Annotated in this window: 15 protein-coding genes; 5 read left to right on the top strand and 10 right to left on the bottom strand. The window is 61.5% G+C overall.

Features of this window, described 5'->3' with window-relative positions; genetic code table 11:
- The first annotated feature begins 10 nt into the window (after positions 1-10).
- Both PLL20_00550 and PLL20_00545 read left to right on the top strand, forming a co-directional pair.
- Complete coding sequence (locus PLL20_00550; GenBank protein HPD28454.1) at positions 11-1,108, top strand: DoxX family protein; 1,098 nt, start codon at positions 11-13, stop codon at positions 1,106-1,108.
- A gap of 89 nt (positions 1,109-1,197) precedes the next feature.
- The gene (locus tag PLL20_00545) at positions 1,198-2,721 is read left to right on the top strand and encodes a Gfo/Idh/MocA family oxidoreductase (protein HPD28453.1); all 1,524 of its coding nucleotides are present in this window, start codon (positions 1,198-1,200) and stop codon (positions 2,719-2,721) included.
- Positions 2,722-2,858: 137 nt separating this feature from the next.
- On the opposite strand, the gene PLL20_00540 is transcribed toward PLL20_00545, so the two are convergent.
- Complete coding sequence (locus tag PLL20_00540; protein HPD28452.1) at positions 2,859-5,447, bottom strand: hypothetical protein; 2,589 nt, start codon at positions 5,445-5,447, stop codon at positions 2,859-2,861.
- Positions 5,448-5,954: 507 nt separating this feature from the next.
- Between PLL20_00540 and PLL20_00535 the strand changes: the two genes are divergently transcribed.
- Positions 5,955-6,773 carry an SDR family oxidoreductase gene (locus PLL20_00535; protein ID HPD28451.1) on the top strand — a complete coding sequence of 273 codons (819 nt, stop codon included), beginning with the start codon at positions 5,955-5,957 and terminating at the stop codon, positions 6,771-6,773.
- A 91-nt stretch (positions 6,774-6,864) separates the two neighbouring features.
- On the opposite strand, the gene PLL20_00530 is transcribed toward PLL20_00535, so the two are convergent.
- From PLL20_00530 to lysS, 6 genes are all read right to left on the bottom strand, one after another.
- Positions 6,865-7,353, bottom strand: coding sequence for a hypothetical protein (locus PLL20_00530; protein HPD28450.1), 489 nt, complete (start codon positions 7,351-7,353; stop codon positions 6,865-6,867).
- A gap of 479 nt (positions 7,354-7,832) precedes the next feature.
- Positions 7,833-8,861 carry a M20/M25/M40 family metallo-hydrolase gene (locus tag PLL20_00525; GenBank protein ID HPD28449.1) on the bottom strand — a complete coding sequence of 343 codons (1,029 nt, stop codon included), beginning with the start codon at positions 8,859-8,861 and terminating at the stop codon, positions 7,833-7,835.
- Positions 8,862-9,024: 163 nt separating this feature from the next.
- Positions 9,025-9,924 carry a branched-chain-amino-acid transaminase gene (ilvE, locus tag PLL20_00520; protein ID HPD28448.1) on the bottom strand — a complete coding sequence of 300 codons (900 nt, stop codon included), beginning with the start codon at positions 9,922-9,924 and terminating at the stop codon, positions 9,025-9,027.
- Positions 9,925-9,967: 43 nt separating this feature from the next.
- Entirely contained in the window at positions 9,968-10,669 is a 702-nt protein-coding gene (locus tag PLL20_00515) for an ABC transporter ATP-binding protein (protein HPD28447.1), read from the bottom strand.
- On the bottom strand, positions 10,662-12,269 hold the full coding sequence (locus tag PLL20_00510; GenBank protein ID HPD28446.1) for an FtsX-like permease family protein: 1,608 nt from the start codon (positions 12,267-12,269) through the stop codon (positions 10,662-10,664). The genes PLL20_00515 and PLL20_00510 overlap by 8 nt, the downstream gene beginning before the upstream one ends.
- Before the next feature lie 60 nt (positions 12,270-12,329).
- Positions 12,330-13,841, bottom strand: coding sequence for a lysine--tRNA ligase (gene lysS / locus PLL20_00505; protein HPD28445.1), 1,512 nt, complete (start codon positions 13,839-13,841; stop codon positions 12,330-12,332).
- 383 nt (positions 13,842-14,224) lie between these two features.
- Here lysS and PLL20_00500 point away from each other — a divergent pair, with 383 nt between their 5' ends.
- Positions 14,225-16,804: a PKD domain-containing protein gene (locus PLL20_00500; protein ID HPD28444.1), complete on the top strand. Its 2,580-nt coding sequence runs from the start codon at positions 14,225-14,227 to the stop codon at positions 16,802-16,804.
- A 31-nt stretch (positions 16,805-16,835) separates the two neighbouring features.
- Entirely contained in the window at positions 16,836-19,682 is a 2,847-nt protein-coding gene (locus PLL20_00495; protein ID HPD28443.1) for a hypothetical protein, read from the top strand.
- Positions 19,683-19,768: 86 nt separating this feature from the next.
- Here the strand turns inward: PLL20_00495 and PLL20_00490 are convergent, their stop codons facing one another.
- From PLL20_00490 to PLL20_00480, 3 genes are read right to left on the bottom strand one after another with little or no spacing between them, the layout of a single operon-like run.
- Positions 19,769-22,924 carry an efflux RND transporter permease subunit gene (locus PLL20_00490; GenBank protein HPD28442.1) on the bottom strand — a complete coding sequence of 1,052 codons (3,156 nt, stop codon included), beginning with the start codon at positions 22,922-22,924 and terminating at the stop codon, positions 19,769-19,771.
- Entirely contained in the window at positions 22,921-24,273 is a 1,353-nt protein-coding gene (locus tag PLL20_00485) for an efflux RND transporter periplasmic adaptor subunit (GenBank protein ID HPD28441.1), read from the bottom strand. The genes PLL20_00490 and PLL20_00485 overlap by 4 nt, the downstream gene beginning before the upstream one ends.
- Complete coding sequence (locus PLL20_00480) at positions 24,270-24,992, bottom strand: TetR/AcrR family transcriptional regulator (GenBank protein ID HPD28440.1); 723 nt, start codon at positions 24,990-24,992, stop codon at positions 24,270-24,272. Before PLL20_00480 ends, PLL20_00485 begins: the two co-directional genes overlap by 4 nt.
- Positions 24,993-25,215: the final 223 nt, after the last annotated feature.

The following is a 25,215-nucleotide window of genomic DNA, read 5'->3' as shown; positions in this document are numbered from 1 at the left end:
AGACAAGATCATGGCTCAGCTAAGACCGACATCACAGCCTGCATCGCAGCAACCGCCTCCCCCGACGCCGCAACTGGCAAAGCCTCAGACCGTCGCAACGGTGCGGATGTTCACCGGGTGGACGATTGCCCTGCTGGTCATCCTCCGAATCTTCATCGGCTGGCATTTCTTCATTGAGGGAGTCTACAAACTATGCCAGCCCGACTGGCGGGCGACCAGCTACCTGGTGGCCTCCGCGGGCCCCTTCCGCGAGTACTTCCGGAAATTCGTCAAGGACGTCGATGGTCGTGAAGCCCTGGCAATCAACGATCCCGGCATTCTCGAAGGCAACGAACTGGATGGCCCAAAGGTCGCCGCACTGAGCAAGGCGCTCGAGGAGAGCCTGGCCGCCAGACTGGACGAGATTTACGACCGGACGGTCAGTTTTTACGGACTGGACAGCGGCCAGCAAGAAGAAGCCAGGAAGATCAAGGAGGGAAAAAAGGCCGAGCTGGACCTGCTTTGCCGCGATAAGGACTTCATCGCGCAAATCTGGGATTACAAGGTCCTTCTGGATGAAATCTCGCGGCAGGAAAAGGTTGCGGACGCGACGGTTCTGGCTTTCGAGCGAGAGCGACTGCAGGATATGTACAAGCGCAAGGCCCGGATCCGGGCCGCGCTGGTCGCGCGTGCGGATAAAATCATGACCGGCCTGCCGACGGCCGTGTACAAGGCGAAACGCACCGCAACGGACGACAAGGGCGCGAAGGTGGAAAAAGCACTGCTGACCGAGTCGCAACTGAGCAAAGGGTACATGAAAACGGATTTCAGCCCGTCGAGGTTCAGCGACTTTTCGAACAAGTGGGGGCTGACCATCGTCGGCGCGTGCCTGATCCTCGGATTGTTCACCCGGCTGGCGTGCCTCGGAGCCGCGGGCTTGCTGGCAATGTATTACCTCGCCATGCCGCCGCTGCCGGGCGTTCCCGAGGGGCCGTCCGAGGGGCACTACCTGATCGTAAACAAGAACCTGATTGAATTGGTGACGGTGCTGATGTTGGCAACCACGCGGGTCGGCCGATGGGGCGGCCTTGATGGGTTGCTGGCCAGCAAAGCGAAGCCGGCGGTTTGACCCACAGGATCAATGTTTTTCGGAAAGGCTGATTATCAGGAGTCTCCGTAACCGGAGTCGACTACAGAGAGCAAAAAGGATCTCAACACATGGTACTGAATGCCCAACAACGTCAGATCGGTCGAGACAACTTCGGGGACGCCAGCAGCGAGGTCTTCAGGATCACCCGGCGACAGATGCTCAGCGCTGGGCTGGTCATCCCGACGGCCGCCGCCATGTACTGGGGATACGGCAAGCTCAAAGGGGCACCGGTGAAAACCGCTCTGATCGGAACGGGCGACCAGGGTTGCTACGCCCACATCTCACAAAGCAACCCGGAGTACGTCGATTTCGTAGCCTTCTCGGACATCCGTCCGTCGAGCCAGCAACGTGCCCGCGACGCGTTCAAGGCGCTGTATGGTCCTGAGAAGGCCAACAAGATCAGGCTGGAAGAGGACTATCACAAGCTTTTCGACGACCCGGACATCGAGTTGGTCATCATCGCTTTACCGCTGCACCTGCACGCGCCGGCCACGATCGCGGCCCTGCAAAAGGGCAAGCACGTCCTTTGTGAGAAACTCATGGCTAAAACGGTCACCGAGTGCAAGCAGATGGTCAACGCGGCGGCGGCGAACAACCGATTCCTGGCCATTGGGCATCAGCGGCACTACAGCTACATGTATGCCAACGCCCTGTCGCTCATCAAGCAGGGCGTCGTGGGGGACATTCGCCACATTCACGCCTACTGGCATCGTAACCAGACCGGGTTCGACAGTTGGAGCAAGGAGATCCCGCCGGAGGACCGGAAGGTGGACATTGCCAAGTACGGGTACGAGAGCTACGAGCAGCTTGTCCGGTGGCGAATTGACAACCGCACGGGCGGCGGCCTGATGGTCGAGTTGGGCAGCCATCAGTTGGACGCGGCCAGCATTTTCCTGAACCACAAGCTGCCGACGGAGATGGTCGGGACCGGCGTGACCTCCTATTTTAAGGACGGGCGCACCATCGCGGATCACATCTTCATGCAGTATTTGTTCGGCGACCAGAATGTTTTCAAGAGTCTGCCCGACCGAGCGAAGGAGCCGACAACGGCAAGCGCTCCGGCAGAACCGGTTCTGTTGCCCCTGCCGTACACGACCGACAACACGGTGGTCACCTATTCGTCGATCTCAACCAATGCGTTCGACGGTTACGGGGAGCAGGTGAACGGATCGCGAGCGACACTCATCATGGACCGCGAGATGGAAGCGTATCTGTTCTACGAGGACTTCAAGGATAAGTCCAAGGACACGCGGGTTGACACCCGCATCGCATGGGCCGAGAACCGCATCGGCAAGCCGGTGATGTCGTCGGGCGGCACGGCGGCCTGGGGCAGCGCGGTGGGTACGGCGGACACGTTGACCAGCCGCGGCTACCGCGAGGAGCAGGAACACCTGGCCTGGCTGATCCGCGAGATCGGCAAGCCCGATCCCAGCCGGCCTGAGATGAAGCCCCGCTGTGACGGCTTGGTTGCCCTGGCCGACGCGGTTGTCGCCCTCTGCTCGAACATCGCCATGGAAAAAAAGAAGCGGATCGTCATGAACCCGAAGTGGTTCGATCCGAGCGACCCGGCCAACCCCGAGTCGGAAGTCTGATCACGGTCTGCAAAAAAACCGCAAGACGCGGCGGCCGGCACGAAAACGCCGGCCGCTTCTGTTTGGAGAGTCTATCAGCGATCAGTGTTCAGCAATCGACAAGAGAGCAACTGGGTCGCCACAATGCCATGACGATGTCAGCTCGAGCAGGCGGGATCGGCCAAGATGTTTGCTCCGCTAAAGCACGCCTGCTCGATGCTAAAATCGGACTGGTCGACGTCGCTGTCCGTGTCGAAGTCCACCCTTTGGCATTCGGCCGTGCCACTGTGGGGAACACCCGGGCCTGAGGCACAGGCCTCGAACAGGATCATGTCGTCCTCGTCCACGTCGCCGTCATGATCGAGGTCCGCTCGGACATCCGGAATGGACACCGCCACGGTGACCGTCTTCATCAGTTCCGGCGGGGCCTTGCCGTTGTTGTTCCACAGATCGTGCATCACCTGGCCCGCGTTGTTGGTGGTGTTCTCAGCTAGCAGGAATTCCACGTATTCCTTGCTGGTGCTCTGGTAGTAGAGCGTCACAGTGGCCGAGACGGCGCCAAACGGCACCGCGTACCATGCGTCGTCCCAGTACTGCCCGTCATCGTACTCATGACCCACCGGGGCCCCGCCGAAGCTGGCGAACAGGGCGTTGCTGAAGCCTCGCGGCGGGATGCGGTTATCCTTGTAGATCTTGTTGTTCAGGACGAAATGGAACGACGGGCCGGGATCTTCGCCCGCCAGGGAAGCCACGTCGACGTCCAGACCCGGCTTGGCCTCGTAGATTCTGGCGGCGGCATCATGACTCAGCGTACCTGATTCGGCGTCGTAGGCCGCCGACTCAGCCAGCAGGTTGCTGTCCTGGTCGTAGAACTTGACATTGATCCACATGCGTCGCCCTTCGGGATAGCCTGTTGGGAGTTTATGGCCGGTTTCGTTGGTCACCGTCACCTTCAGGCGCGTGCCGTCCTGTGCTGCGGCCATGCTTGCCGCGTTCTGCAACATGTAACGAGATCTCATCTGCCCGCTCTGCATCGCGGCGGCGCCTGCCTGCCCGGGGAACATCGTCGGCAGAAGGCCGCTCAACCACGCACTGCCGCCGGTCATGTCGTGCAGGGGCAGATCCGTCCGCGTAGGCGGGTTGCCGAAGTTGCAGCCCTTTCCGGTCACGTCGCGAAGGTGGCAGTCCTGACAGGTGGCAACATACTGCTTGTTCCCGCCGAACTGCGGGGCATAAACACCCGCGGGCGTGTTGTAGTCGCTGAAAAACCACTCGCTGTAGGTCCGCTCGATGGGCATCAGGGTGTGCGAGTAGAAACTCGCCGCGGGCGTATCGAACGCGTTCGGCGGGTAGTTGCCGTGGAGGTCCTTTTCAAAGGCGGGATTGCTCACGTCGTGACATGTCCCGCAGAGTGCCGCCTCGCGGTGGAACGGGGAGACCAGAATCGGATGCCCGCTGGTGGCGTCGACGAACGGTCCTCGGCGGGCCCCCGTGGGGTCGATGACGAACATGCCGTTGGCGAAGGTGTTTGGAACCGACAACATGCCGGCAAGGATGGCCTGGTCCCCTATCGGGCTGACACCCGGCGTATAGATGGGATCGACGAGTCTGTGGCAGAAGTCGCACGAGACGCCGTTCATATCCGTCGCCAGCATTTGCGTCCCGTCGGTCGGGACCGATCGGCCTCGCAGCCAGCCCTTGGGAATATGGCATCGCAGGCAAAGGTCGCCCGAATCGGGGGCATCCTGATTGGCCACGGCCAGACACGCCTCGAACAGCGGATCCAGCGAAGCATGAGCCATCATGCTTCCCTGCCAGTTAAAATGAGGCTCCACGTTGGCGTCATAGCCGCCGTGGCAGACCTCGCAAGCCGCCGGGTCATTCAGCGTTCCGGCCTCGAAAGGCTGACTGCCGGGCATGTCGAAGTCGCGGAGCGTTGTGGGGGCGATACCGCCGGGCGCTCGTTCAACGGTGAACGGGGCATCACTCTCATCTTGTCCGGAGTTGAAGGCGTTGTCGATCGCCACCACTCGCACGAACGCGGCGGTGCTCGGCCGGTTCGGGACGAAGAACGTGTGACTGCCGCTGTTGCTCAGGCCTTTGGCGATAGGCTTGAACGTGGCACCGTTGTCGTCCGAGAGGTAGATGTCCACGGCGGCTATGCCGCTGGCGTCCGTGGCCGTCCATAGAACGATAGCGGCCGCGTTGCCGGTGAGCGTGTCGCCGCCGTTGGGAGACAGCACCTGCACAGTCGGTGGCGTGGTGTCATTACCCGCGGTGGGTACCAGGTGGGTCTGGATCTCCGAAACAGTGACGTTCGAGACATTCGAGACGTTTGCCGGCGTCAGGCCCGGAAAGGTCGGCGTGTTGGAGAATTGATTGACAGCGGTGATCTCGACCACGCTTGTGAAGCCGTCGCCGTCCGGGTCTTCGTTGCCTATGGATTGGACCGCCTGTCTGCGCCCGTTGGGATTGTTGGCGAAGTTGGGCAGGACCTCGCCCAGCCGGACGCCGTACGGATTGCGCGTGCCGCCGCCGGTGAAATCGTAGTGGCACACGCCGCAATGACCCGGACGACTGGGCACCGTGTCGAGGGTTGATCCCACGGCGACGGGGTATGCGCTGAAAAACGCGTCTCGAATGTTGGCCCGCCCATAAGCTTCGCCGGCGGTCGCCGCCGCCATCACGGCAACGCCGCAATAGGCAAGACGCCGACTCCAAGGGCAGTTGAAAACGCGGGACCTCATTGTCCTCCTCCTCTTTCCGATTGGGCTGCTCGATGCGTCGTTGCGATCGGCCCTTTGTCCGGTCCGCCACGAATGTGCCAGGTCTCTAATCGCCCGCACAAAACGGATATGCATTCGCATGCATTGTAAGAAAAAGACTGCACTCGAGTAAACGCCAAAACAAGATTGGGGTAATTGCCGCAAGTGGGTCGAGATGACAACCGTCAGCATCGGATTGAAGCAGACCATTCCAGTACTATTCACTCCGCAGCACAAGTGGCTGCTTCGCGTCGTGTCGCCGGCCTCCTATCCCGAAGCTCCTGCGCGTCCCGTTTGCTTCATGCTGTCGTCGCAGCCTCTCTGTCTTCAGATGGTCCTGCCCATCAACCTCTCATACCGGCAGCGGCCAGCGGAGCCCCGACCGCCGGCCCCGAACTTCCGAGACGCTTCGGTCGGGACAAGCTGCCCGTGTGATTTGTGGCTGACGCAACCTAGCCGTTATCATGTTCCCGATAAGAGAGGTGACCCATGAGCAACCTGTTTGACGTCAAGGGCAAAGTCGTGGCGATTACCGGCGGAGGCGGAGTGTTGTGCGGCGGCATTGCCGAATACCTGGCGGCGTGCGGGACGAAAGTGGCGGTGATGGATTTGAAGCTGGACGCCGCTGAAGAGGTCGTTCGCAGAATCGTCGCCGCCGGGGGCATTGCCACGGCCATCAATGCCAACGTTCTGCAACGGGACAGCCTCGAAGCCGCTCACAAGCAATGCGTCGAAACACTCGGCTCGGTCGATGTCCTGATCAACGGCGCCGGCGGCAATCACCCAGCGGCCACCACCGGGCCGGACAAGAAGTTCTTCGACCTGCCCATCGACGCGTTTCAGAAGGTCATGGACCTGAACATCATCGGCACAATCCTGCCGTCGATGGTTTTCGGCAGGGCGATGGCCGAGCGCGGCGAGGGCGTAATCGTGAACATCGCGAGCATGAACGCTTTCAAACCGCTGACTCGCATCCCGGCTTACTCGGCCGCCAAGAGCGGGGTGAAGAACTTCACCGAGTGGCTGGCCGTGCATATGGCACAGGAGTACTCACCAAAGATCCGGGTCAACGGGGTTGCGCCAGGGTTTTTCCTGACGCACCAGAACCGATTCTTGCTGATGGACCAGGCGACCGGCAACCTGACCCAGCGCGGCCAACAGATCATCGCTCACACACCGATGAACCGCTTCGGCGACCCGCAGGATCTTTACGGCACGATCATCTGGCTGATTTCCCCCGCCTCGCAATTCGTCACCGGGATCACCGTGCCGGTTGACGGTGGTTACAGCGCGTTCGGGGGAGTGTGAAGAAGGGTTCGGTGGTCAGAGTTCAGGGTTCAGATTCCCGAGGGCTGGCCTTCGACGCGCGTCCGAGGTTCGGAGGGCAAGAAGAGGGATATCAGTACGCCAGGAATGGCAGGCCCATCATGCATTCATCGAAGTGCCCGGTGGCGGTGTCTTCGATCTGTTCCAGGGTCTTCTCGCTACTCCACGGATATGCTTCCCACGCCTGTTTCTCAAGGTCGCAGAAGAGCTGCTGCCATAGGGGATCGAGGCTGTCGATCTGGATGTTCACGGCCGCGATCCGAAAACAGTGTGGCGGGTCAATGAACTGGCCACAGATGCGGGCTGTCGTCTCCTCGTCTCCATAATATTCCTCAAGCAACTCGGTGATTGGGCCGTAGTCATGCCCCCCGGAGGCGGTCAAGGCGTCGGAGGCGGCGTCGATTCGCGATGAGAGCTGGTCGTCGACCAATGGCCTGTCGCTGCCGCCGTCGCCCTGGCACATCAAGCCCATACAGACCGCCGCCAGCAGGCCGGCAGAGGCCAAGCGACTGCCCGCGAGACGCCGGCGATTCGCACGGCTTGGGTATTGTGAACTCGGCATGGCCCCTCGCTCCCGCGGCAGCAACACATCCTCGCAAGTGCCCGCCGCCCTCTCTTATTCCATACCCCCCCGATGGCCGAGTCAAGCACGTTCTCGAACAGAGATGCAGAATGAAGCTCTTGGATGACATATCGGACGCTGATCTCGAGGTTGCGGCTGCCCGCTGAGTTCGGTTGGCATCAATTTCAAATCTGAGATTGCAGATTTGAGATACGGCTGGTCCCGGATTCCCATCCGGGACCACTCTGCTGACGATTCCCATCGTCATTCGAGGAGATGGCGTACCGCATGCCGAATGGATTCGGCGAGGAACGCGGCCCGGAAGGGATTCCGGGCCGAGCGATTGGCATCGATCATAAATCTGAGATTGCAGATTCGAGATTCGCACAACATGCCAGCGTGGAAACGGCGGTGCGTCGTGGTGAATGGTATTCGCCCCACCCCTGTCGGGGCCAACAGCCAAGAGCCAATAGCTTCCTTCACCCCCCCAACCACGCCGCCAGCAGGTCGATCGCCGCCTGGAGGTCCTTTTTGTGCTCGGCTTCGGTGATGGTGTGGATATACCGCGTCGGAATGGAGATGGTGACCGTCTTGCGGCCGATGCCCGCCTGCTGAATGGTGGCCGCGTCGGTGCCGCCCAGCGGCAGAACTTCGAGCTGATAAGGGATCTTCTTTTTCTCGGCCACGGCGGCGAACTCGTCGAGCAGTCCGCGGTGGCTGATGGAACGGCCGTCCATGATCTTGAGGGCCACCCCCTTGCCGAACGCGGTGATACTCTCATTCTTCTCGATCCCGGGCGTGTCGCAGCACAGTGTCGTGTCGAGGGCGATACCGACGTCGGGTTCGATCCCAAAGGTGGTCGGCCCGGCCCCCCGGCAGCCGACTTCCTCCTGGACCGTGGCGGCGTAGTAGATCTCGTAAGGGCTCTTCTTGCCGACCTTGCGGATGGCGTTGATCGCCACCCAGGTGGCCGCCCGGTTGTCCAGGCACTTGCCGGTGACCACGTCGCCGATTTCCTCGAAGTTCTGAATCAACGTAACCGGGTCGCCGATGCGAACAAGCTTTTCGACCTGGGTCTTGGACATGAACAGATCCACAAAGAACTCGCCGACGGTGTAGGTTTTCTTCTTTTCCTCGTCGGTGGCGATATGGATCGGGCGGCCGGCGGGGTTGAGCACCCCGACCAGGTCCTTTTTGCCCTGCACCAGGACGCGCCGGGCGAAGAGATTGCGCGTATCGAAACCACCGACGTTCTGCACCCGCAGAAAGCCGTTGTCGTCGATATGCCGGACGTAAAACCCAATCTCATCGATGTGGCACGCGATGAGCACCTTAAGAGGCGGTTTGGAGCTCTTACGCCCGGGGCGCTTTCGGCAGATCAAGTTGCCCATGGGATCGACGCGGACGTCGTCGAAGAGACCTTTGATCTCGGCCTTGATCACCTCGCGAACCCGTTCTTCACGGCCCGGCACGCCGGGCGTCTCGATCAGTTTCTTGAGAAACCTCATGGTTCGTCCCCATAGCGAACGGCGGCCGGCGTTCGCGCCAGCCGGTGAGGCAGTGTCGAGTCCGCCGCAGCGGACGAGACCTGCCGTCTCATCAAGCGGGGGCCGGCAGGTCTGCGCCGCCCTTGGCGGCTCCGACCATGCCCTACGTGCTCAACACCCGATCTCACCCGCCGCGACGGACCAATTCACGGAAGCTGCTCATCAGCCTGCGGGTTACCGGGCCGGGGTTTCCGTCGCCGATCGGTCGGCCGTCGATCTTGGTCACGGGGATGACCTCGGCGGCCGAACCGGTCAGGAAGCACTCATCCGCCACGTAGAGATCGTGGCGGGTCAGGTCCATCTCCCGCAACGGGATCTTCAACTCGCGGGCCAACTCGATCACCACGTCTCGGGTGACACCTTCAAGAATGCCGGCGGTGATCGGCGGTGTCTGGATGCCTCCGTCGCGCACCAGGAAGATGTTGTCGCCGGTGCACTCGGCCACGTATCCCAGATGGTTGTACATGATGGCCTCGTAAACGCCGGCGTCGAGGCCTTCGATCTTGGCCAGGATGTTGTTCAGATAATTGCAGCTCTTGATCCGCGGGGCCACCGCGTTGGGATGGTTCCGCACGACCGACGCACTGATCACCGCCATACCCTTCTCGTAGAGTTCCTTCGGGTACAGCTCGATCTGGTCTGCGATGATGAACACCGTCGGGTTGGCGGTTCTCGTGTGGCTGAGGCCCAGATAGCCCACGCCACGGGTGACCACCAGACGGACATATCCGTCCCGGACGTTGTTGGCAGTGACAGCCTCGTTGACCGCCCGGGTCATTTCGTCAAGGGTCATCGGCAGTTCAAGCCGGATCGCGCGAGCCGAGTGCTCGAGCCGGCGCAGGTGTTGCGCAAGACGGAACACCCTCCCATCGTAGACCCTCAGCCCTTCGAAAACGCCGTCGCCGTAAAGGATACAATGATCGAAGACGCTGATCTTCGCCTCGGCTACCGGCACGATCCTGCCATTGAACCAGATCTTCAGATCGGGTCTTGGGTCGAACGGGTTGGGCTTGTCGAAATTCATATTCTGCTGTCCGTAGAACCACAATCGCCCCGTCGGGGGCTCTTCACGCTTTTCGATTCGTTACCCTGCCATCCGCCAGGTGAACGATGCGATGGGCCGCCGCGGCCACCACCGGATCGTGAGTGACCATGACAATGGTCTGACCTTCCTGGTTGAGCGTCTTGAGAACACCCAGTATCTCCTTTCCGGTTGCCGCGTCCAGATTACCCGTCGGCTCGTCGGCAAGCAAGACTTGCGGACGGTTGACCAGGGCGCGGGCGATGGCGACCCGCTGGCGTTCTCCGCCGGACAGCTCGTTCGGCCGGTGTCTGATGCGTTCGCCGAGACCCAGACGATCGAGCAGCTCGGCCGCGTATCGCCGGCGCCGACGCCCTTCGGAGAACCAGCCAAGAAACGAGGTGCCCACCATGCCGGGCAAAAGGGTGTTTTCCAGGACATTCAGCTCCGGGAGCAGGTGGTAGAACTGGAAAACAAAGCCGAAATGCACGTTTCTCAGCCGGTCTCGCCGGGCGTTTGGCACTTTGAATACGTCCTGGTTCTCAAAGACCACCGTGCCTTCGTCGGGGAGATCCAGCGCCCCGAGGATATGCAGCAGGGTACTCTTGCCGCTGCCGGAACTGCCCATGATCGCCAGGAACTCGCCGCGCTGCACCGCCAGCGACACCCCTTTGAGCACCTTGAGCACAACCTTGCCCAGGATGTACGACTTGCGAACGTTGACCGCATGGAGGATGGCGTCACTCATATCGCAAAGCCTCCACCGGCCAGACCCGCGCCGCCTTGTTCGCGGCGATCAGCGACCCAAGCATCGAGACGACAATGGCGACCATGTAGATAAACGCGGCATGCCAGGGATTCACCTCATTCGGTATGCGTTCGAAGATGTAGACCTGCGGGTTCCAGACCTCGGCCTTCGGACTGATCCATTTGAGCAGATCCTGAACCTCGTTGATGTAGTGGACGAACAAGACGCCGATGACCGTGCCTACTGCGCCGCCGACCACGCCTACGGCCGCCCCGTATGAGATGAAAATGCCCGCGACGCCGAGCGACGTGGCCCCGACGCTCTTGATGATGCCGATATCGCGGGTCTTCTGCTGCACGATCATGTAGAAGACGCAGCCGATCAGCAAAACCGCCACGAAACTGATGATGCCGAACAGGATGGTGACCAGGTACTTCTCTTTCTCCACAGCCTCAATGAACGTCCGCTGCTTCTCCTCCCAGGTAAGCACCCGGACGCCGACCATCAGGTTCGGGTTTTTCACCAAAGCCAGCCGCGGTCCGGAAAACGCGTCCCATCGGGCCCGAATGGCGTTTCTGACCGCCAATACATCCGCGCCTGGTTTGAGCTTGATCTGCACCTGGGACGCTCGCGCGTGGTTGACGACCTTCTGCCCGGTGTCTTCATCCGTCCATTCGCGGTAGTTCATGTTGAGCAGCTTTTGAAGGCGGTCGAAATCAACGTAGGCGGCCATTGAATCGATATCATAAACGCCCGTACGGCAGTCATCCGCGAAGCGGAAGATGTCTCTGACCGGACCCGTGGCGTCTCTGAGCTGGCCGCTCTCGGTGATCGGTACGAGTGTGACCTGTACCTCCTCGCCGCGACAATGGTACCGCTCATAGTTTCCCTTCTCATCGCGCGTAGCGCACATGTCCGTGCCGAGGATGATGCCCGGCAGCTCCGAGCCGTACCACATGGGGCCGGGCCGGTCGGATGCCGCCAGCTCCTCAAGGGGCACCGGCCAGTATTGGCCGACGCGGTTGTAAGGCCACCTCTTGTCGATGGGAGCTTTGGCCCGCTCTTGCGGCGTGGCTGAAGCCCACCATTTCTGCCAGGCGGCCTCGATGTCAGGCGGGAGCACGTAGACGCCCTCGGCCGTCGGGGCGCAACCGGGAATCCGCTGCGGCGCCAGCGTCGTGGTGCCTGGATAGTACTTTTCGTAGAAAAGGCCCTTCTCAAAATCGTTGACCTTGCGATACTCATCAAGCCGGATCCCGCTGACCTGCGCCGGCTTGGTAATCTGTGAGTCCGGGTACCGTACCACGCCGTAAGTGTATATGACCGGCGTGGCCTCCTGGATGTGCGGGCCGATCTGCGGATCGGCTTTCAGTTCGTCGATGAACTCCTGATAGAAGTAGAAGCCCTGAAGCGAGGACTGGTTCTCGACGACCAGGTCGCCGAGCATGCCTCGCGAGCGGTCGCGGACCATCCGCAGAAAGCCGTCCATGACGCTGAAAACAATCAGCACCATGGCCACGCACAGGCAGACGGCCGCCACCGCAAAGAAAGCGATTCGGCGCTTGCGAAGGTATCGAAGGCAGAGGAAAAACTTATACATCGAGTCAATCAGTTCCGATCGCGGCTGCGAGTTGCCTGCCGGGCTCACGCGTCCCCGGCCTCAAGCTCCTTCGTAAGCCTCTTCCTCGTCCTCGGTACCGGTCGCCGCCTTGGGCCGCTGCAGCGGGAACAGGATGACGTCACGAATGCTCGTCGAGTTCGTCAGCAGCATCACCAGCCGGTCGATCCCCACGCCCAGCCCCCCTGCCGGCGGCATGCCGTATTGCAGGGCCAGGATGAAGTCCTCATCGAGCACCGCCATGGTCTCGTCGCGGCGTTCGCCGGCCAGGCTGCGGCGGAAATTCTCCTCCTGGACGTCCGGATCGTTCAGCTCGGTGTAGGCGTTGCCCAGCTCCGTCCCAGCCACGAACGCCTCGAAACGCAGGGCGGTGTTCGGGTCATCAGGCTTACGTCGGGTCAGAGGGCAGATCGGCGCCGGGTAGTCCAGCACAAATGTCGGCTGAATCAGCTTCGGTTCAACAGTCGCCTCAAAGACCTCGTTGATGACGATGGCGTCGTCCATGCCCTTGTGCTCGATGCCCAGTTCGGACGCCTTCCGCCGGACAGCGTCGATATCGTTGATCTTTACACCTGCGTGCTCTTCGAGCAGGTCGGCGTACCTTCGTCTTGGCCACGGCAACGTAAAGTCGAGTTCCAAGTCTCCGTATGTACGCTTATACCCACCGCCGATGCGTTCGATCGCAGCCGCGATCATGGCCTCGGTAATATCCATCATATCGTTGTAGTCGCCATACGCCTGGTAAAGTTCCAGCAGGGTGAATTCGGGATTGTGCGAGCTGTCCACGCCCTCATTGCGAAAGACTCGAGAGAACTCGAATACCCGCTCCATCCCGCCGACCAGCAGCCGCTTGAGGTAAAGCTCCGGGCTGATGCGCAAGTAGAGTCGCATATCGAGGGCGTTGTGGTGGGTGATGAACGGCCGGGCCGCCGCCCCGCCGTAGATCGGTTGAAGCACAGGGGTTTCGACCTCGAAGTAGCCGCGGTCTACCAGGCAGCGACGAATCGCGTCGATGATCAGGCTCCGCTTCTTGAACGTCTCCCGGACAGCCGGATTGGCGAACAGGTCGACGTATCGGCGGCGGTACCGCAGGTCAATGTCCTTCAGGCCGTGCCACTTGGCGGGCGGGGGCTGGACGGCCTTGCACAAAACCGTGAGCGATCTGGCCCAGACGGTCATCTCGCCGGTCTTGGTTCTACCCAGAGTTCCTTCCAGACCGATGATGTCGCCGAGATTCAGCAGCTTGTTCGCGACGGTGAAGGCTTGTTCATCCACCGCTGACTTGCTGACCGCCACCTGGATGTCTCCCGAGCCGTCGCGAAGCGTCATGAAGATGAGCTTGCCGCACGGCCGGTGAAGTACGACTCGGCCGGCAACCTTGGCCGAGCTGCCCTCGGCATGCCGGCCTGGACCGAGATTGAGGGACTCGCCGACCCGCAACACCTCCGCGACAGACTGGACGCCTGGGTACCGCCACCCGTAAGGGTCCAAACCCATTTCTCGCAGCTTGGCCCGCTTGGCTTTACGATCTTCTACCTGTTGGAGGTCGCTCATTGTCTTCCGATCAACCTTCGTTCCGCGCCTGTCCCTCTGCCAATGGGGACCCAACGAAGTCGGTCACGGCGATACTACCGGCTTGCGACTGTTGGCGGTGGGCCACCAGTCTCAGCTGCCCGGGTGCCATGGCCTTTGCCTGACCTACCGGCCCGGCGGCTCAACAGACGAATGAACCCACAACAGGCCAAGACACGTCTTCGCTGATGGTATTCGGCGGGGGTAGCGGATGCAAATCGGCCAATGCGATACGAGGACGGTCAGACAGACCGACACGATAGTTCCCCCAGCTGCGGCGGACGAAAACAGGTTTTCCTCTCGACGCAACCATGCTACAATAGAAAGGAGTCGCAGAGCAGCATGCTTTCCGGGAAGCCCCGATTATGAGACCTCATGGACTGACCGCCTTCGCTATGCTGTTGTGGTGGCTTGGTTCGCCCGTGATGGCCCAGCCACGGCCTTTCCTGTTCGGCGTGGGTCGCTACTATTCGACTTGGGCAGGCAGAGACCGATCCTACGACCAGGCCATCTGGGATCACATGGTCACCATCGGGGTCACGATCAGCGGCACCGGTCTGGCTTGGTGCGACGCTGAACCCGTGGAAGGCCAGTACGATTGGAACATCATCGACTACACGGATTTTTGCGTCGATGAAATGCTGGCTCGCGGGATTGAACCGACCATGTTTGTGGGGCTGGCCCCGGAGTGGGCCAGGCTCTATCCGGATCTTCCCCCGCACCAGTCGCCGCCGGCCGAGGAGTATGTCCAGCAGTTCATGGACTTTCACCGCTTCGTGGCTGATCGGTACAAGGGCCGGGTGAAGTACTACTTCTTCTGGAACGAGCCCAACGGTTGCAGTTGGATCAACCCGAACTGTGCCAACTCCGATAGCTACCCGCTTTACACGCGGTGGCTGATCCGCTGCAGCCAGGCTATCAAGAGCGAAGATCCCGATGCGAAGATCGTCGCAGCCAACCTTGATTATCACTCCGGCGTCACCCACGGCTACCAGTACGTCCAGGGGATGTACAACGAGGGCGCGGGACCGTATTTCGACGTCATCTCGATCCATCCGTACGACCCGAGCGGCACGATCCACTGGCAGGCTCTCATCGACACTCGCAGCGTGATGGTGGCCAACGGCGATGCCCACAAGCCTATCTGGATCAGTGAGTATGGCTGGGACACGGCCGACTTCCTCTCGACCGCCAACAAGCTGACACAAGTGTTGACGGAACTGAAGAAGCCCGAGTGGTCGTTCGTGGAACAGGCGAACTATCTCGTACTTAACGGCGTTGCCGAGCTCAAGAATTACGGGCTGATGAGCGCCAATCTGGTTCCACGGCCCGGATACTATGCGTTCCGCGATTTCGATAAGTCCTTTCCCTCTTTCGTCGACTTCGCCGCAGATGTGACCTCGGGCGTGGTGCCGCTGGCCGTGCAGTTTACAGACCGATCTTACGTTCCTGGCGCCTCGGGCTGGTTCTGGGAATTCGGCGACGGGCAGACCAGCACACTCCAGAACCCTCAGCACACGTATACCGCCGTCGGCACCTTCACCGTGCGGCTGACGGTGACCGGTACCGGCGCACCGCTCAGCGTTCAGAAGGACAACTACATCAGCGTCAACCCCGGTGAGGTCGACTTCTCCGCCGCTCCGGCCGTCGGCGAGGCCCCGCTGACCGTCCAGTTCACCGATCTGACAACCTTAGCAGAGGTTTCTGACTGGTTCTGGGAGTTCGGCGACGGCCAAACCAGCACGCTGCAGCATCCCGTTCACACTTACGCGGTCGAGGGGTCCTTCACCGTCCGACTTACGGTCACCACGCCCGGCGGGCAACAGAGCGTCGAGAAACGGAACTGGATCCGCGTCGGGGACTTCGCCAAGGTCGCGTTCCTCGCAGAGGCCGCTCCCTTGAATGCCGCTGATTCGCAGATCGTCGACTATCTCCGTTCTCTCGGTTTGCTGGTGAACGTTTACGATGACGAGCGGACCAACCGCCCAGCCGCCGCGGAAATCGCGGCTGAGCACGACCTGGTAATGGCGTCGTCAACGGTTCTGTCCGCAAACGTGGCCGGTGACTTCCGACACCAGTCGACGCCATTCATCTTCTGGGAGTCCTCGCTCGCCCGCAGCGACCGTGAGGCCATGGGCAACGGGGCCTATGCCGCAAGCGATCAGACCCAGATCAACGTGCTTGACAACACGCATCCGGTGACCGAAGGACTGCCAACAGGCCTGGTCGCGCTTGTCGACGCGCCCGAGATGTTCAGTTACTGCACGCAGGAGACGGCCTCGGGGGTTCAGGTCCTGGCGGAATCGGCGTCGGATCCGAGCCACAAGACGATTATCGTGGCCGAACCAGGCGCTGCCCTGCTCGATGGCGGGACCGCCGCTGGCAGGAGGATCATGCTTCACCTGTACGACACCACCTGGCAGCAGACCAACGCCATGGGCCGGCGGGTCTTCACCAACGCCGTAGCATATTGCCTCGGCAAGCCAACGGCCGGGTTCGCGGCGTCGGCCACCTCCGGCGTCGCCCCAATGGAGATCACCTTCGCCGATCAGTCGGCCGGCGCGGTCACCTCGTGGGCGTGGAGCTTCGGCGACGGATCGACCAGCTGCCTGAGGCACCCATCGCACGTGTACCGGGTCTCGGGCGCTTACACGGTCAGCCTCACCGTGACAGGGCCCGGTGGCCCGAGCACCCTGACGCGTACCGATTACGTCTTGATCAGCGATCCCCCGGCAGCGGACTTGGACGGTGATCGGGATGTGGATCAGACCGACTTCGGTCACCTGCAGGCATGCTTCTCCGGTCCGGGGGCGAACTTCACGGAGGGGTGCGGCGACGCCGATTTGGACGGGGATACCGACGTGGATGCGGAGGACTTCCGACGATTTCGTCTGTGCTTGAGCGGTCCCGGCGTCGTAGCCGATCCGGCATGCGAACAGCAATAAGACAGCACAACGCAGGCCGTTGGAGGGTATTGTGAACAGGCTCCCAGGATATCTGGCCCTGATACTGCTGTTGGCATCAGCAAGCGGTGCCTCGGCCGTCTGTACGGTCACCGGCGATTTCACGATCAACTGCGACGGCGTGACTTATCGAGCGGTCGACGACGAGTGCGTGCATTATGTGGACCTGGCCGCTCACAACGCCGCCCATCCGGGCATTTCCCTGCCCGACCTGAAGAAACGCATCATCGACAACTACGACGCGGCGGCAGTGCCGGCCCCCGTGGTCGTGGCCATGACCGATTACGTCGATTGTACGCAGACCGATCACAACTTCACCGACGCGAACATCTGGCCCCAGTCGCCTTATCCCAACAAGCCCTCGCGTCTGATGAACATCAGCGGCAAGGTATTTCGCGTGACCGCCGCGCCCGACGCCGGGTTCGCGACTTACTACTATTCCTACGACGTCGCCACGGGCGGGCAAGCAGGTGTTCCGCACCTGCTCGTGGCCGAGTTGTCCAACGACCAGGAGCGATACACCAGCCTGCAAATCCATCATCCCGACGCGATGGCCATCTCGCCCGGCCTGCCCTGGTGTCCGCCGTACGCCGGCGAGCCGACCTACAACCCCTGGGGCGACCCTTGGTGGGAGAAGAATTACCCGAAGATCGAGCAGGGACCCGCATTCGGGCCCGACGTCGGTCTGGCCGTTTATACCGGCCGCGAGCTGCCGGTCGACAACCAGCCGTTTAACATCAGCATGATCTTCCACGCCAAGACCGCCACCACCCGCGTGGCCATCACCAGCACCGGCTGCAATCTCGTTCGCACAAGCACCGACGGCGGGGCGGTCTCGCGGATGTGGGTCTTCAAGTTCGTCGACGCGATGGAATCGCGACCGCCGACGTTGAATCTGCCGGCCGACCCGGCCGAGCAACGGCGCATCGGCATCTACATGACCCACCCCTGGTACCTCTACGCCCATTACGGCACGCCGGCTCGGCTCTTGGGGCATCGCCAGGAGGACCTGACGCGGATGGTAAGGCACCTCAAGCACTGCGGCATGAATTACCTGGTCTTCAACGCGATCAACGGTGCCGACCGCAGTGTCAAGAGTTGGTACAGTGGCAGCGCTTGCTTCAACTGGAACTCGGCGGGCGACCTGCTGGCCGAACTGCCGCCGATCGCTGAGGCCGAGGGGCTCGAACTGGTCCCGCTCATCACTTCTCTCCAAGATACCAACGAGAGCCTGCTCTCGTTGCCAAACGAAGCATACCAGTTGGGTTCCGACGGGAACCAAGTGCGGGCATTCGGACTGCCGACGCTCGATCCGCTGCACCCCGAGGTGCAGACCGTGATGTTCAGTCTGCTGCACGAGATCGCAAGTCGATGTGCGTCGAGCCCGGCGGTCCGCGGCATCGGCATCCGGGTCAACGGCAAGATCGGGACGTGTTACACCTCCCAGCAGGACTCGCCACGGGGAGCTCGCCACAGCGGTTACTCGGCGTGGGACCTGCAGCAATTCAAGAATGATACTGGAAGCGGCGTGCCGACGTCGCCGCCGGATGCGGCGTACAACTGGCTGGTTGCGCGACCCGCTGAGTGGGAAAGTTGGATCAACTGGCGGTGCACGAGGACCCGCCAGTTCTGGCTCGCCTGCCGCGACTTGATCAAGACCTACCGCTCCGACCTGATCTTCTACGTGCAGTGCGATCTGCCCTCGGAGATGCCCGGCACCAATATCGAGTGGCCGGCTGAGACGCCCTACAACCTCCTGCGGCATCACGGTTATGATCCGGAGATGTTTGCCGAGGATACCGGCATCATCATCTCTCGCGGCGTGATGGTGGCCCTGGACCGCTTCAAGGTATCCACCCGCTGGGCCGCCCCGCACGGAACGAACTACCAGAACTACCGCCTGTTCCACTACGCCCCGGGCCTGGCCGAGTTCTACCGCACCGCCCAGGGAAAAGCGTGCGAGTTCTACCAGGATTACTGGGAAGAAAACGCCAACCCCTACTTTGAGTTCGGCTCGCCCGGAAGCCCGGTCGGTTTCTTCCGGACGAATACGCCGGCGGCACCAGGGCGACCGTTCTTCGAGGGCGCTGTCATGGCCGTCCGCCGACAAGACCCGGACACCATCACCTGGCTGGGCTGGAACCGACCGACGCTGGGCCACGAGGCGGACATTCGCAAGTTCGCGCAGGCGTTTCGTGCTTTGCCGGCGGTGAAACCCCTGCCATTCAACGGCACGATCGAGCCTTCACTTCCTGACCAGATTGCGGCTCGCTGGTATCGCAATCGCCTGGCGATCATCAATGACTCGCCGAATGCACGCACCATCACGCTGAACTTTGCCGGACCCATTCCCGGCGGCCAGACGCTGACCGACGTGGTTACCGGCCGCATGCTGATGTCGGCGACCAATCCGGTGAGGACGACTGCTTCGTTCCAGGCGGAGGCATATAGCCTCAACGTGTTTCTCTACAGCCTCGGCGAAGACGCCGATTGGGACGGCGTTGACGGCTCGCATGACAACTGCCCGCTCAATTACAACCCCGACCAGGCGGACGAAGATGAAGATGGGTTTGGCGATGTCTGCGACGACTGCCCTCATACGGTGCCCGGCGTGGTGATCAGCTCGAATGGGTGTCCGGTGCCCATCCGCGGCGACATGGACCGTGACGGCGACGTCGATCAGATCGACTTCGGGCTGTTTCAGTCGTGCATGACCTCGGTCGGCGTGCCGTCGAACGATCCGGCGTGCAGCGGCGCCGAACTCGACGGAGATCCGGGAATCGGCCCGCCTGATCTGATCATCCTCCGGAACTGCATCTCCGGCCCGATGATCCCCGCAAGCAATGATTGCATCCGATGAGAGGCAGGAGCGCAGAAGGATGCTGACGCGCACAGCTACTCGCTGGTCAACGGAGGCGACTCGCGAGCAGCTACCGCGCTGCTTGCTCAAGAGGCTTCGCGCCGGCCCCGCCAGAGCCGGGCAAGCCCCTCAGTGCATCGCACAGACAGCACATACAGACAGGGCACCACGACAAGGGTAAGCAGGGTGGCAAAGCCAAGCCCGTAAATGACCGCCACGGCCATGCGGGCCCACCACTCGCTGGATTCGCTGCGGGTGCTCCACGAGAAGGTGTGAAAATCGTAGCTGACGCCGGCGGCCATCGGAATCAGGCCGAGTATCGTGGTAATCGCAGTAAGAAGGACCGGTCGAAGTCGGGTCGCGCCGGCCTCCACCGACGCGGTGATCAGGTCCATGCCCCGATCTCGCAACTGGCGGGTGTAGTCCAGAAGTACAATCGCGTTGTTGACCACGATGCCGGCCAGACTGATCACCCCGATGCCGGTCATGATGATCCCGAACGGCATGGCGTGAACGAGCAAACCGGCGAACACGCCGACCAATGAAAGAATGACGGTCGTCATGATGATGAGTGGAACGGTCAGCGTGTTGAACTGGGCCACGAGAATGAGGGCGATCAGCAACAGCGCGATTACGAATGCCTTGGTCAGAAACGCCTGGGCCTTGTCCTGCTCCTCCTTCTCGCCGGCGTAGCTGATCTCGTAGCCGAAAGGCAAGTCCTTGGCGAGAGCTGCAAGGCGGCTCTGGACCTCGGCGAGAACCTCGGTACCCAGCCGGCCTTCGGCGTCGCCGGTCAGAGTGATCACCCGTTTCTGGTTGACCCGGCTGATCGTGCCGAATCCGCCGGTGTAACTGAATTCACCCAACGAGCTGAGCGGCACGGAGGCTCCCTGGTTGTTGGGCAACCGGAGGCGAAACAGGTCGTCGACGTTTTCTCTTTGATCGCGGGGCAACCGAACGGTGATATCGTATTCGTCGTTGAACTGCCGATACTTGCCGACCTCTGTGCCGAAGATCGCGGTCTTAAGATAGTTCCCGACGATCGCCGTGTTCACGCCGAGCATCATGGCCCGGCGCCGGTTGACGCGAAACGACAGCTCCGGCCGCGCAGCTTCATGATCACTTCGAAGATTAACCAACCCGGGAATGTCAGCGATGAGCTGTCTGGCCCGCTCGCTGAGATCTTCGAGGGTCTTGAAATCCTCGCCTATGACGCGGACGGTGACGGCCGCGCCTGTGGGAGGGCCCTCCTCCTCTTTGGAAACCTTGATTTCGGTACCTGCGATGTCCGACAAGGCGTCACGGATTTCGGCAATGGCTTGGGCCGATGGGCGCTCGCGAACTGCATAATCGCGGAACTCCAGCGTAATGGTCGCCAGGTGCTCGCCCATGCTGCCCATGCCTCCTGACAGGAAATCGCCGCCGCCCGAACCGACATTGGTGATCACGCGTTGAAACTCGGCCGCAAAGGGCTGAAGGCGGTCCTCGACCAACCGGGTCAGGCTGTCGGTTTGCCTGATGTTCGTTCCCTGCGGGCAACGCAGGCTGATGATCGCGCGGCGCGGGTCAGCATCCGGGAAGAGCTCAATGCCGTGGGCCCGTTTGCCATAGAGCATCGCCAGGGTGATCAGCACCAGGAAAGCCAGCGACGGCGTGGTCAGATAATGAGTGACGGCCACGTTCAGCAACCGTCGGTAACCGCGCATGAAGCGGCTTTGCTGGTTTCCCTTCTTGAGCCGGCCCTTGACGAAAATGGAGCTGAGCGTCGGGTTGATCACCAGAGCCACAAACAGCGAAGACAACAAGGTGATGATCAGGGTGATGGGCAGGTATTTCATGAACTCGCCCATGATGCCGGGCCAGAACGCCATGGGGGCAAAGGCGGCGATGGTTGTGAACGTGGAAGTGATCACCGGCCAGGCAACCTCGGCGGTGGCGATCAGAGCCGCCTGCACGCGGTTGCCCGTCAGAGTGTAGTGGCGGTAGATGTTCTCCACGATCACAATCGCATTGTCAACGACCATCCCGACGGCCATAACCAGGCTGTACAGCACGACCATATTAAGCGTGTACCCGAGCAGTTGCAGGACCACCATGCTCAGGAGCATGCTCAGGGGGATTTCGATGGCCACGATCAGGCTCGGCCGCCAGCCCATGGCCAGCATCAGCACGACCACCACGAGTATCATGCCGGAGGCCAGATTGTTCTCCAGGTCGACGATCGTCAGGCGTATGTCTTTGGACTGGTCGAGGGTGATGTCGAAACGCACGTTGGCCGGCACGCGTCGCTGAAACTCGGCGATGACATGCTTAACGGCCTCGGCAATGAACAAGATGTTCTCGCCGACCCGTTTCTGCACCGTGACCGTGATGGTTTCCGACCCGACCAGATGCATTCGTCCCGCCTCGTCGGCCACGGGCGTCCACAGGCGCGCGTAACTCACGCGGTCCTTGAACGTGTCGCGCACGCCGGCCACGTCGGTCAGGTAAATCGGCTTACCGTTGCGCACGGCGATGACCAGCTTGTCCACCTCCTCCGGCTCGACGAACTCGGCGGGGACGCGAACGTTGAACTTGGTGCCGGGCGTCTCCAGGCTGCCGGCGGAGATGTTGACGTTCTCCGCCGGCACCAGACTGAGGATCTCGGCGATCGTCAGGCCGTAGGCACTGAGGCGATTCTGGTCGATTTCCAGGCGGATTTCCCGTTCAAGACCGCCGAGCACGTCGCAGTTAAGTACGCCGGGAACGGCTTCCAAGGCCTCCTCCAGGTCGTCCGCGATCAGCTTGAGGGCCACGGGCGAAATGTCACCCGAGATGCTCACCATGAGGATGGGAAACTCCGCAACGTTGATCTCGGTGAGGGTCGGCTCCTCGGCGTCTCGCGGCAACTCGGGCTTGGCGCGGTCGAGCCGGTCGCGGACGTGTTGCATCGCGTCGTCGATTTTGACATTGGGCATGAACTCAATGGTGATCAGCGACCTGCCCTCCGCGCTGGAGGAACGAATCTCCTTAACGCCCTTGAGGCCCGCCAACTCTTTCTCGATTTTCAGCGTCACCGTGGACTCGATGTCCTGAGGGGACACGCCCTCGTAAACCGTCGTTACCAGGATGAACGGAATGGGAACGTCGGGGGCCGCCTCGCGCGGCAGACTGATGTAGGCATAAATGCCGAACACGGCGATGAGCACGGTCAGCACGCCGACGGTGGTACGGTTGCGGATCGCAACATCTGACAGGATCACAGCATATTCTCCACGTCGGGTACGGACGGCCTGTTCGCTGGTGCCGGGAGGCTGGGCCGAGTGGCGGTTGCTTGCGCGGTGTGACGCTGCGGATCGGAAGGACGGGGGTTCTCCGCGACCGGTGACGGATGACTATCGTTCTCAGAGCCCCCCGCATCCGGCGCCACCACGACGTTCACCGGTTGGCCGGGGCTGACCAGCCGATGACCTTCGACGATCAACAGGTCGCCGGGTTCCAGTCCGCGGCTGATCTGGACGCTGCGACCCCGAATGAAGCCCATCTCCACGGTGCGCCGCTCAGCCTTGCCGTCAACCACAACGTAAACCTCCTTGCCCTCCTCGAGCGGAATGACGCTCGCGAGTGGGGCCATGATCACATTGTGCAAGATGCGGCGAGTCAGTCGAACGTCCACAATCTGGCCGCTGCGAAGGCGGTATTCTCCTTGAAAGGAAGCGGACTCGGCAGAATCGGAGATCCGGTTCTGCACGGTCACTTCGATCCGGGTGGTGCGCGTGACCTGATCGGCAAGGGCGTTGATGTAAGTGATGGTTCCGACCAGCGGGTTTTCATCCCGGGGTGAACGCAGCACCTCGGCCGTTTGACCGACGCGAAGGTAGCCTACGTCGCGCTCAGGAACGTCGGCACAGACCTTGACCTTCTCGATGTCAACGATTTCGGCCACCGTGTCGCCCGGAACGGCATACTCGCCGAGGTCCATCGGCCAGTCATTCAGAATCCCGCTGATCGGGGCGGTGATCGTGGTTCGAGCCAGCGAGCGGGCGGCCTCGTCAAGGTCGGCCTTGCTCACGTCACGCCGGGTGCGCGCCAGTCTCATCTCCGCCGACGATGCGTTGCCCCGCTGGTACAGAGAAAGCATGCGTTCGTACTCTTGTTCATCGTACTCGTACTGGGCGCTGGCCCGGTCGAACCGGGCCTGGAGTAGATCACGGTTGAGAATGACAAGTGGGTCGCCGACCGTCACCGGCTGGCCTTCGCCGATCTGGCTGCCCACCGGAAGGACGCTTCCCTGCCAACGAACCTCGGTAGAGCGCGTTCCGTATCTTTCGATGCGCCCGGGCACCTCCGCCGCGACGCGAACGGTCGCATAAGGCTGCACAACAGCGGTGATTTCGAACGAGTCCGCGATCTCCGCGACGGGCTCAACGCGCCAGGTCTTCACATTGACCGGAACGCGCTGCGGGGGAGGCGCCTGCGTCTGGGGGGCGGGCATCGACGCAACGATGCCCACCGCCGCGACGCCGGCCAGCAGAAGGCAACCGGTGATCAGCCTCGCCCGTCGTCGACCTCCGCTCGCGGTCTGTTGCCTCGGTCCGATCGCGGTGCTCATGTCTTGTTCCTTTCATCCCGAATCACTTCCGTCCGGGCGGGGGCCGCAGAGTCGTTTCCTTCCAGTATCGATTCGTCCCGGAGGATCCCCCGTAAAACCGCCCGCAACGTCGCCTCTCCCAACGCGTCCGCCCCTTTCCAATTGAACCACGGCTCCTTTTCGGCCCGTGTGACCTGCAACGATGCAACGCCGTGCCCGCCCGCCCACAAAACCTGGGCCACCAGCTCCGGGTCGTGCTGCAGATCATCCCGGACCCAGCCTTGTGCGATGGCCTGCTGGACGCATTCCATCAGGAAGGCGTATCCGTCGCGGGTCGGGTCGCCCCGCCCTCGCTGTCTCATCTCTTCCTCGTCCATCTGGACCATTTCCGGCGTTGGTTTGGTCATGAACATCAGCCGAAAGTGGTTGGGATGCTCGATGGCAAACCGGATGTAAGACCGCGCCAACAAGCAGATGCGTTGGATGGGATTCGCCACATCCGCAAACTGTTGAGCCTGGCGGGTGAAGGCCTCGTAGTCCGTATGGCAGAGTTCCTTCATCAAGTCGGCCTTGTCCTTGAAGTACACATAGATGGCCGTGGGAGAGTATTCGATGGCATCCGCAATTCGACGAACGGACACAGCCTCGTACCCTTCGCGGGCAAACAGCTCGCGGGCGGCATCAAGTATCTTTTGCCGCGTTGCATCCTTAGCTCGTTCTCTACGCTCTTTGGTTCCCATGCACTTTCCTCGGCAAACAGCATAATCTTAGTTAGCGCTGTTATCTTTGTCAACAGCGCAAACTCTCAGGCAGGAACTCTATGTTCTTTTCTTATAAACACTTAAACCCAACGGACAGAAACCTGAACAAGATCCCTGTTTCCCCGCACGTGCCGTCAATGCCTGAGACGACAGCATTGCCGAAGTACGCCTGCGGAATTGCGGTGCCTGCGGGCTTGCCCTA

The sequence above is a fragment of the Phycisphaerae bacterium genome, assembly GCA_035384605.1.
In the GTDB taxonomy this organism is placed as follows: domain Bacteria; phylum Planctomycetota; class Phycisphaerae; order UBA1845; family PWPN01; genus JAUCQB01.
This window is presented reverse-complemented; position numbering and strand designations above follow the sequence as displayed.

Coding starts and splice junctions, on each gene's coding strand:
- PLL20_00550 (HPD28454.1), top strand. CDS start 11: ATGGCTCAGCTAAGACCGACATCACAGCCTGCATCGCAGCAACCGCCT.
- PLL20_00545 (HPD28453.1), top strand. CDS start 1,198: ATGGTACTGAATGCCCAACAACGTCAGATCGGTCGAGACAACTTCGGG.
- PLL20_00540 (HPD28452.1), bottom strand. CDS start 5,447: ATGAGGTCCCGCGTTTTCAACTGCCCTTGGAGTCGGCGTCTTGCCTAT.
- PLL20_00535 (HPD28451.1), top strand. CDS start 5,955: ATGAGCAACCTGTTTGACGTCAAGGGCAAAGTCGTGGCGATTACCGGC.
- PLL20_00530 (HPD28450.1), bottom strand. CDS start 7,353: ATGCCGAGTTCACAATACCCAAGCCGTGCGAATCGCCGGCGTCTCGCG.
- PLL20_00525 (HPD28449.1), bottom strand. CDS start 8,861: ATGAGGTTTCTCAAGAAACTGATCGAGACGCCCGGCGTGCCGGGCCGT.
- ilvE (HPD28448.1), bottom strand. CDS start 9,924: ATGAATTTCGACAAGCCCAACCCGTTCGACCCAAGACCCGATCTGAAG.
- PLL20_00515 (HPD28447.1), bottom strand. CDS start 10,669: ATGAGTGACGCCATCCTCCATGCGGTCAACGTTCGCAAGTCGTACATC.
- PLL20_00510 (HPD28446.1), bottom strand. CDS start 12,269: ATGTATAAGTTTTTCCTCTGCCTTCGATACCTTCGCAAGCGCCGAATC.
- lysS (HPD28445.1), bottom strand. CDS start 13,841: ATGAGCGACCTCCAACAGGTAGAAGATCGTAAAGCCAAGCGGGCCAAG.
- PLL20_00500 (HPD28444.1), top strand. CDS start 14,225: ATGAGACCTCATGGACTGACCGCCTTCGCTATGCTGTTGTGGTGGCTT.
- PLL20_00485 (HPD28441.1), bottom strand. CDS start 24,273: ATGAGCACCGCGATCGGACCGAGGCAACAGACCGCGAGCGGAGGTCGA.
- PLL20_00480 (HPD28440.1), bottom strand. CDS start 24,992: ATGGGAACCAAAGAGCGTAGAGAACGAGCTAAGGATGCAACGCGGCAA.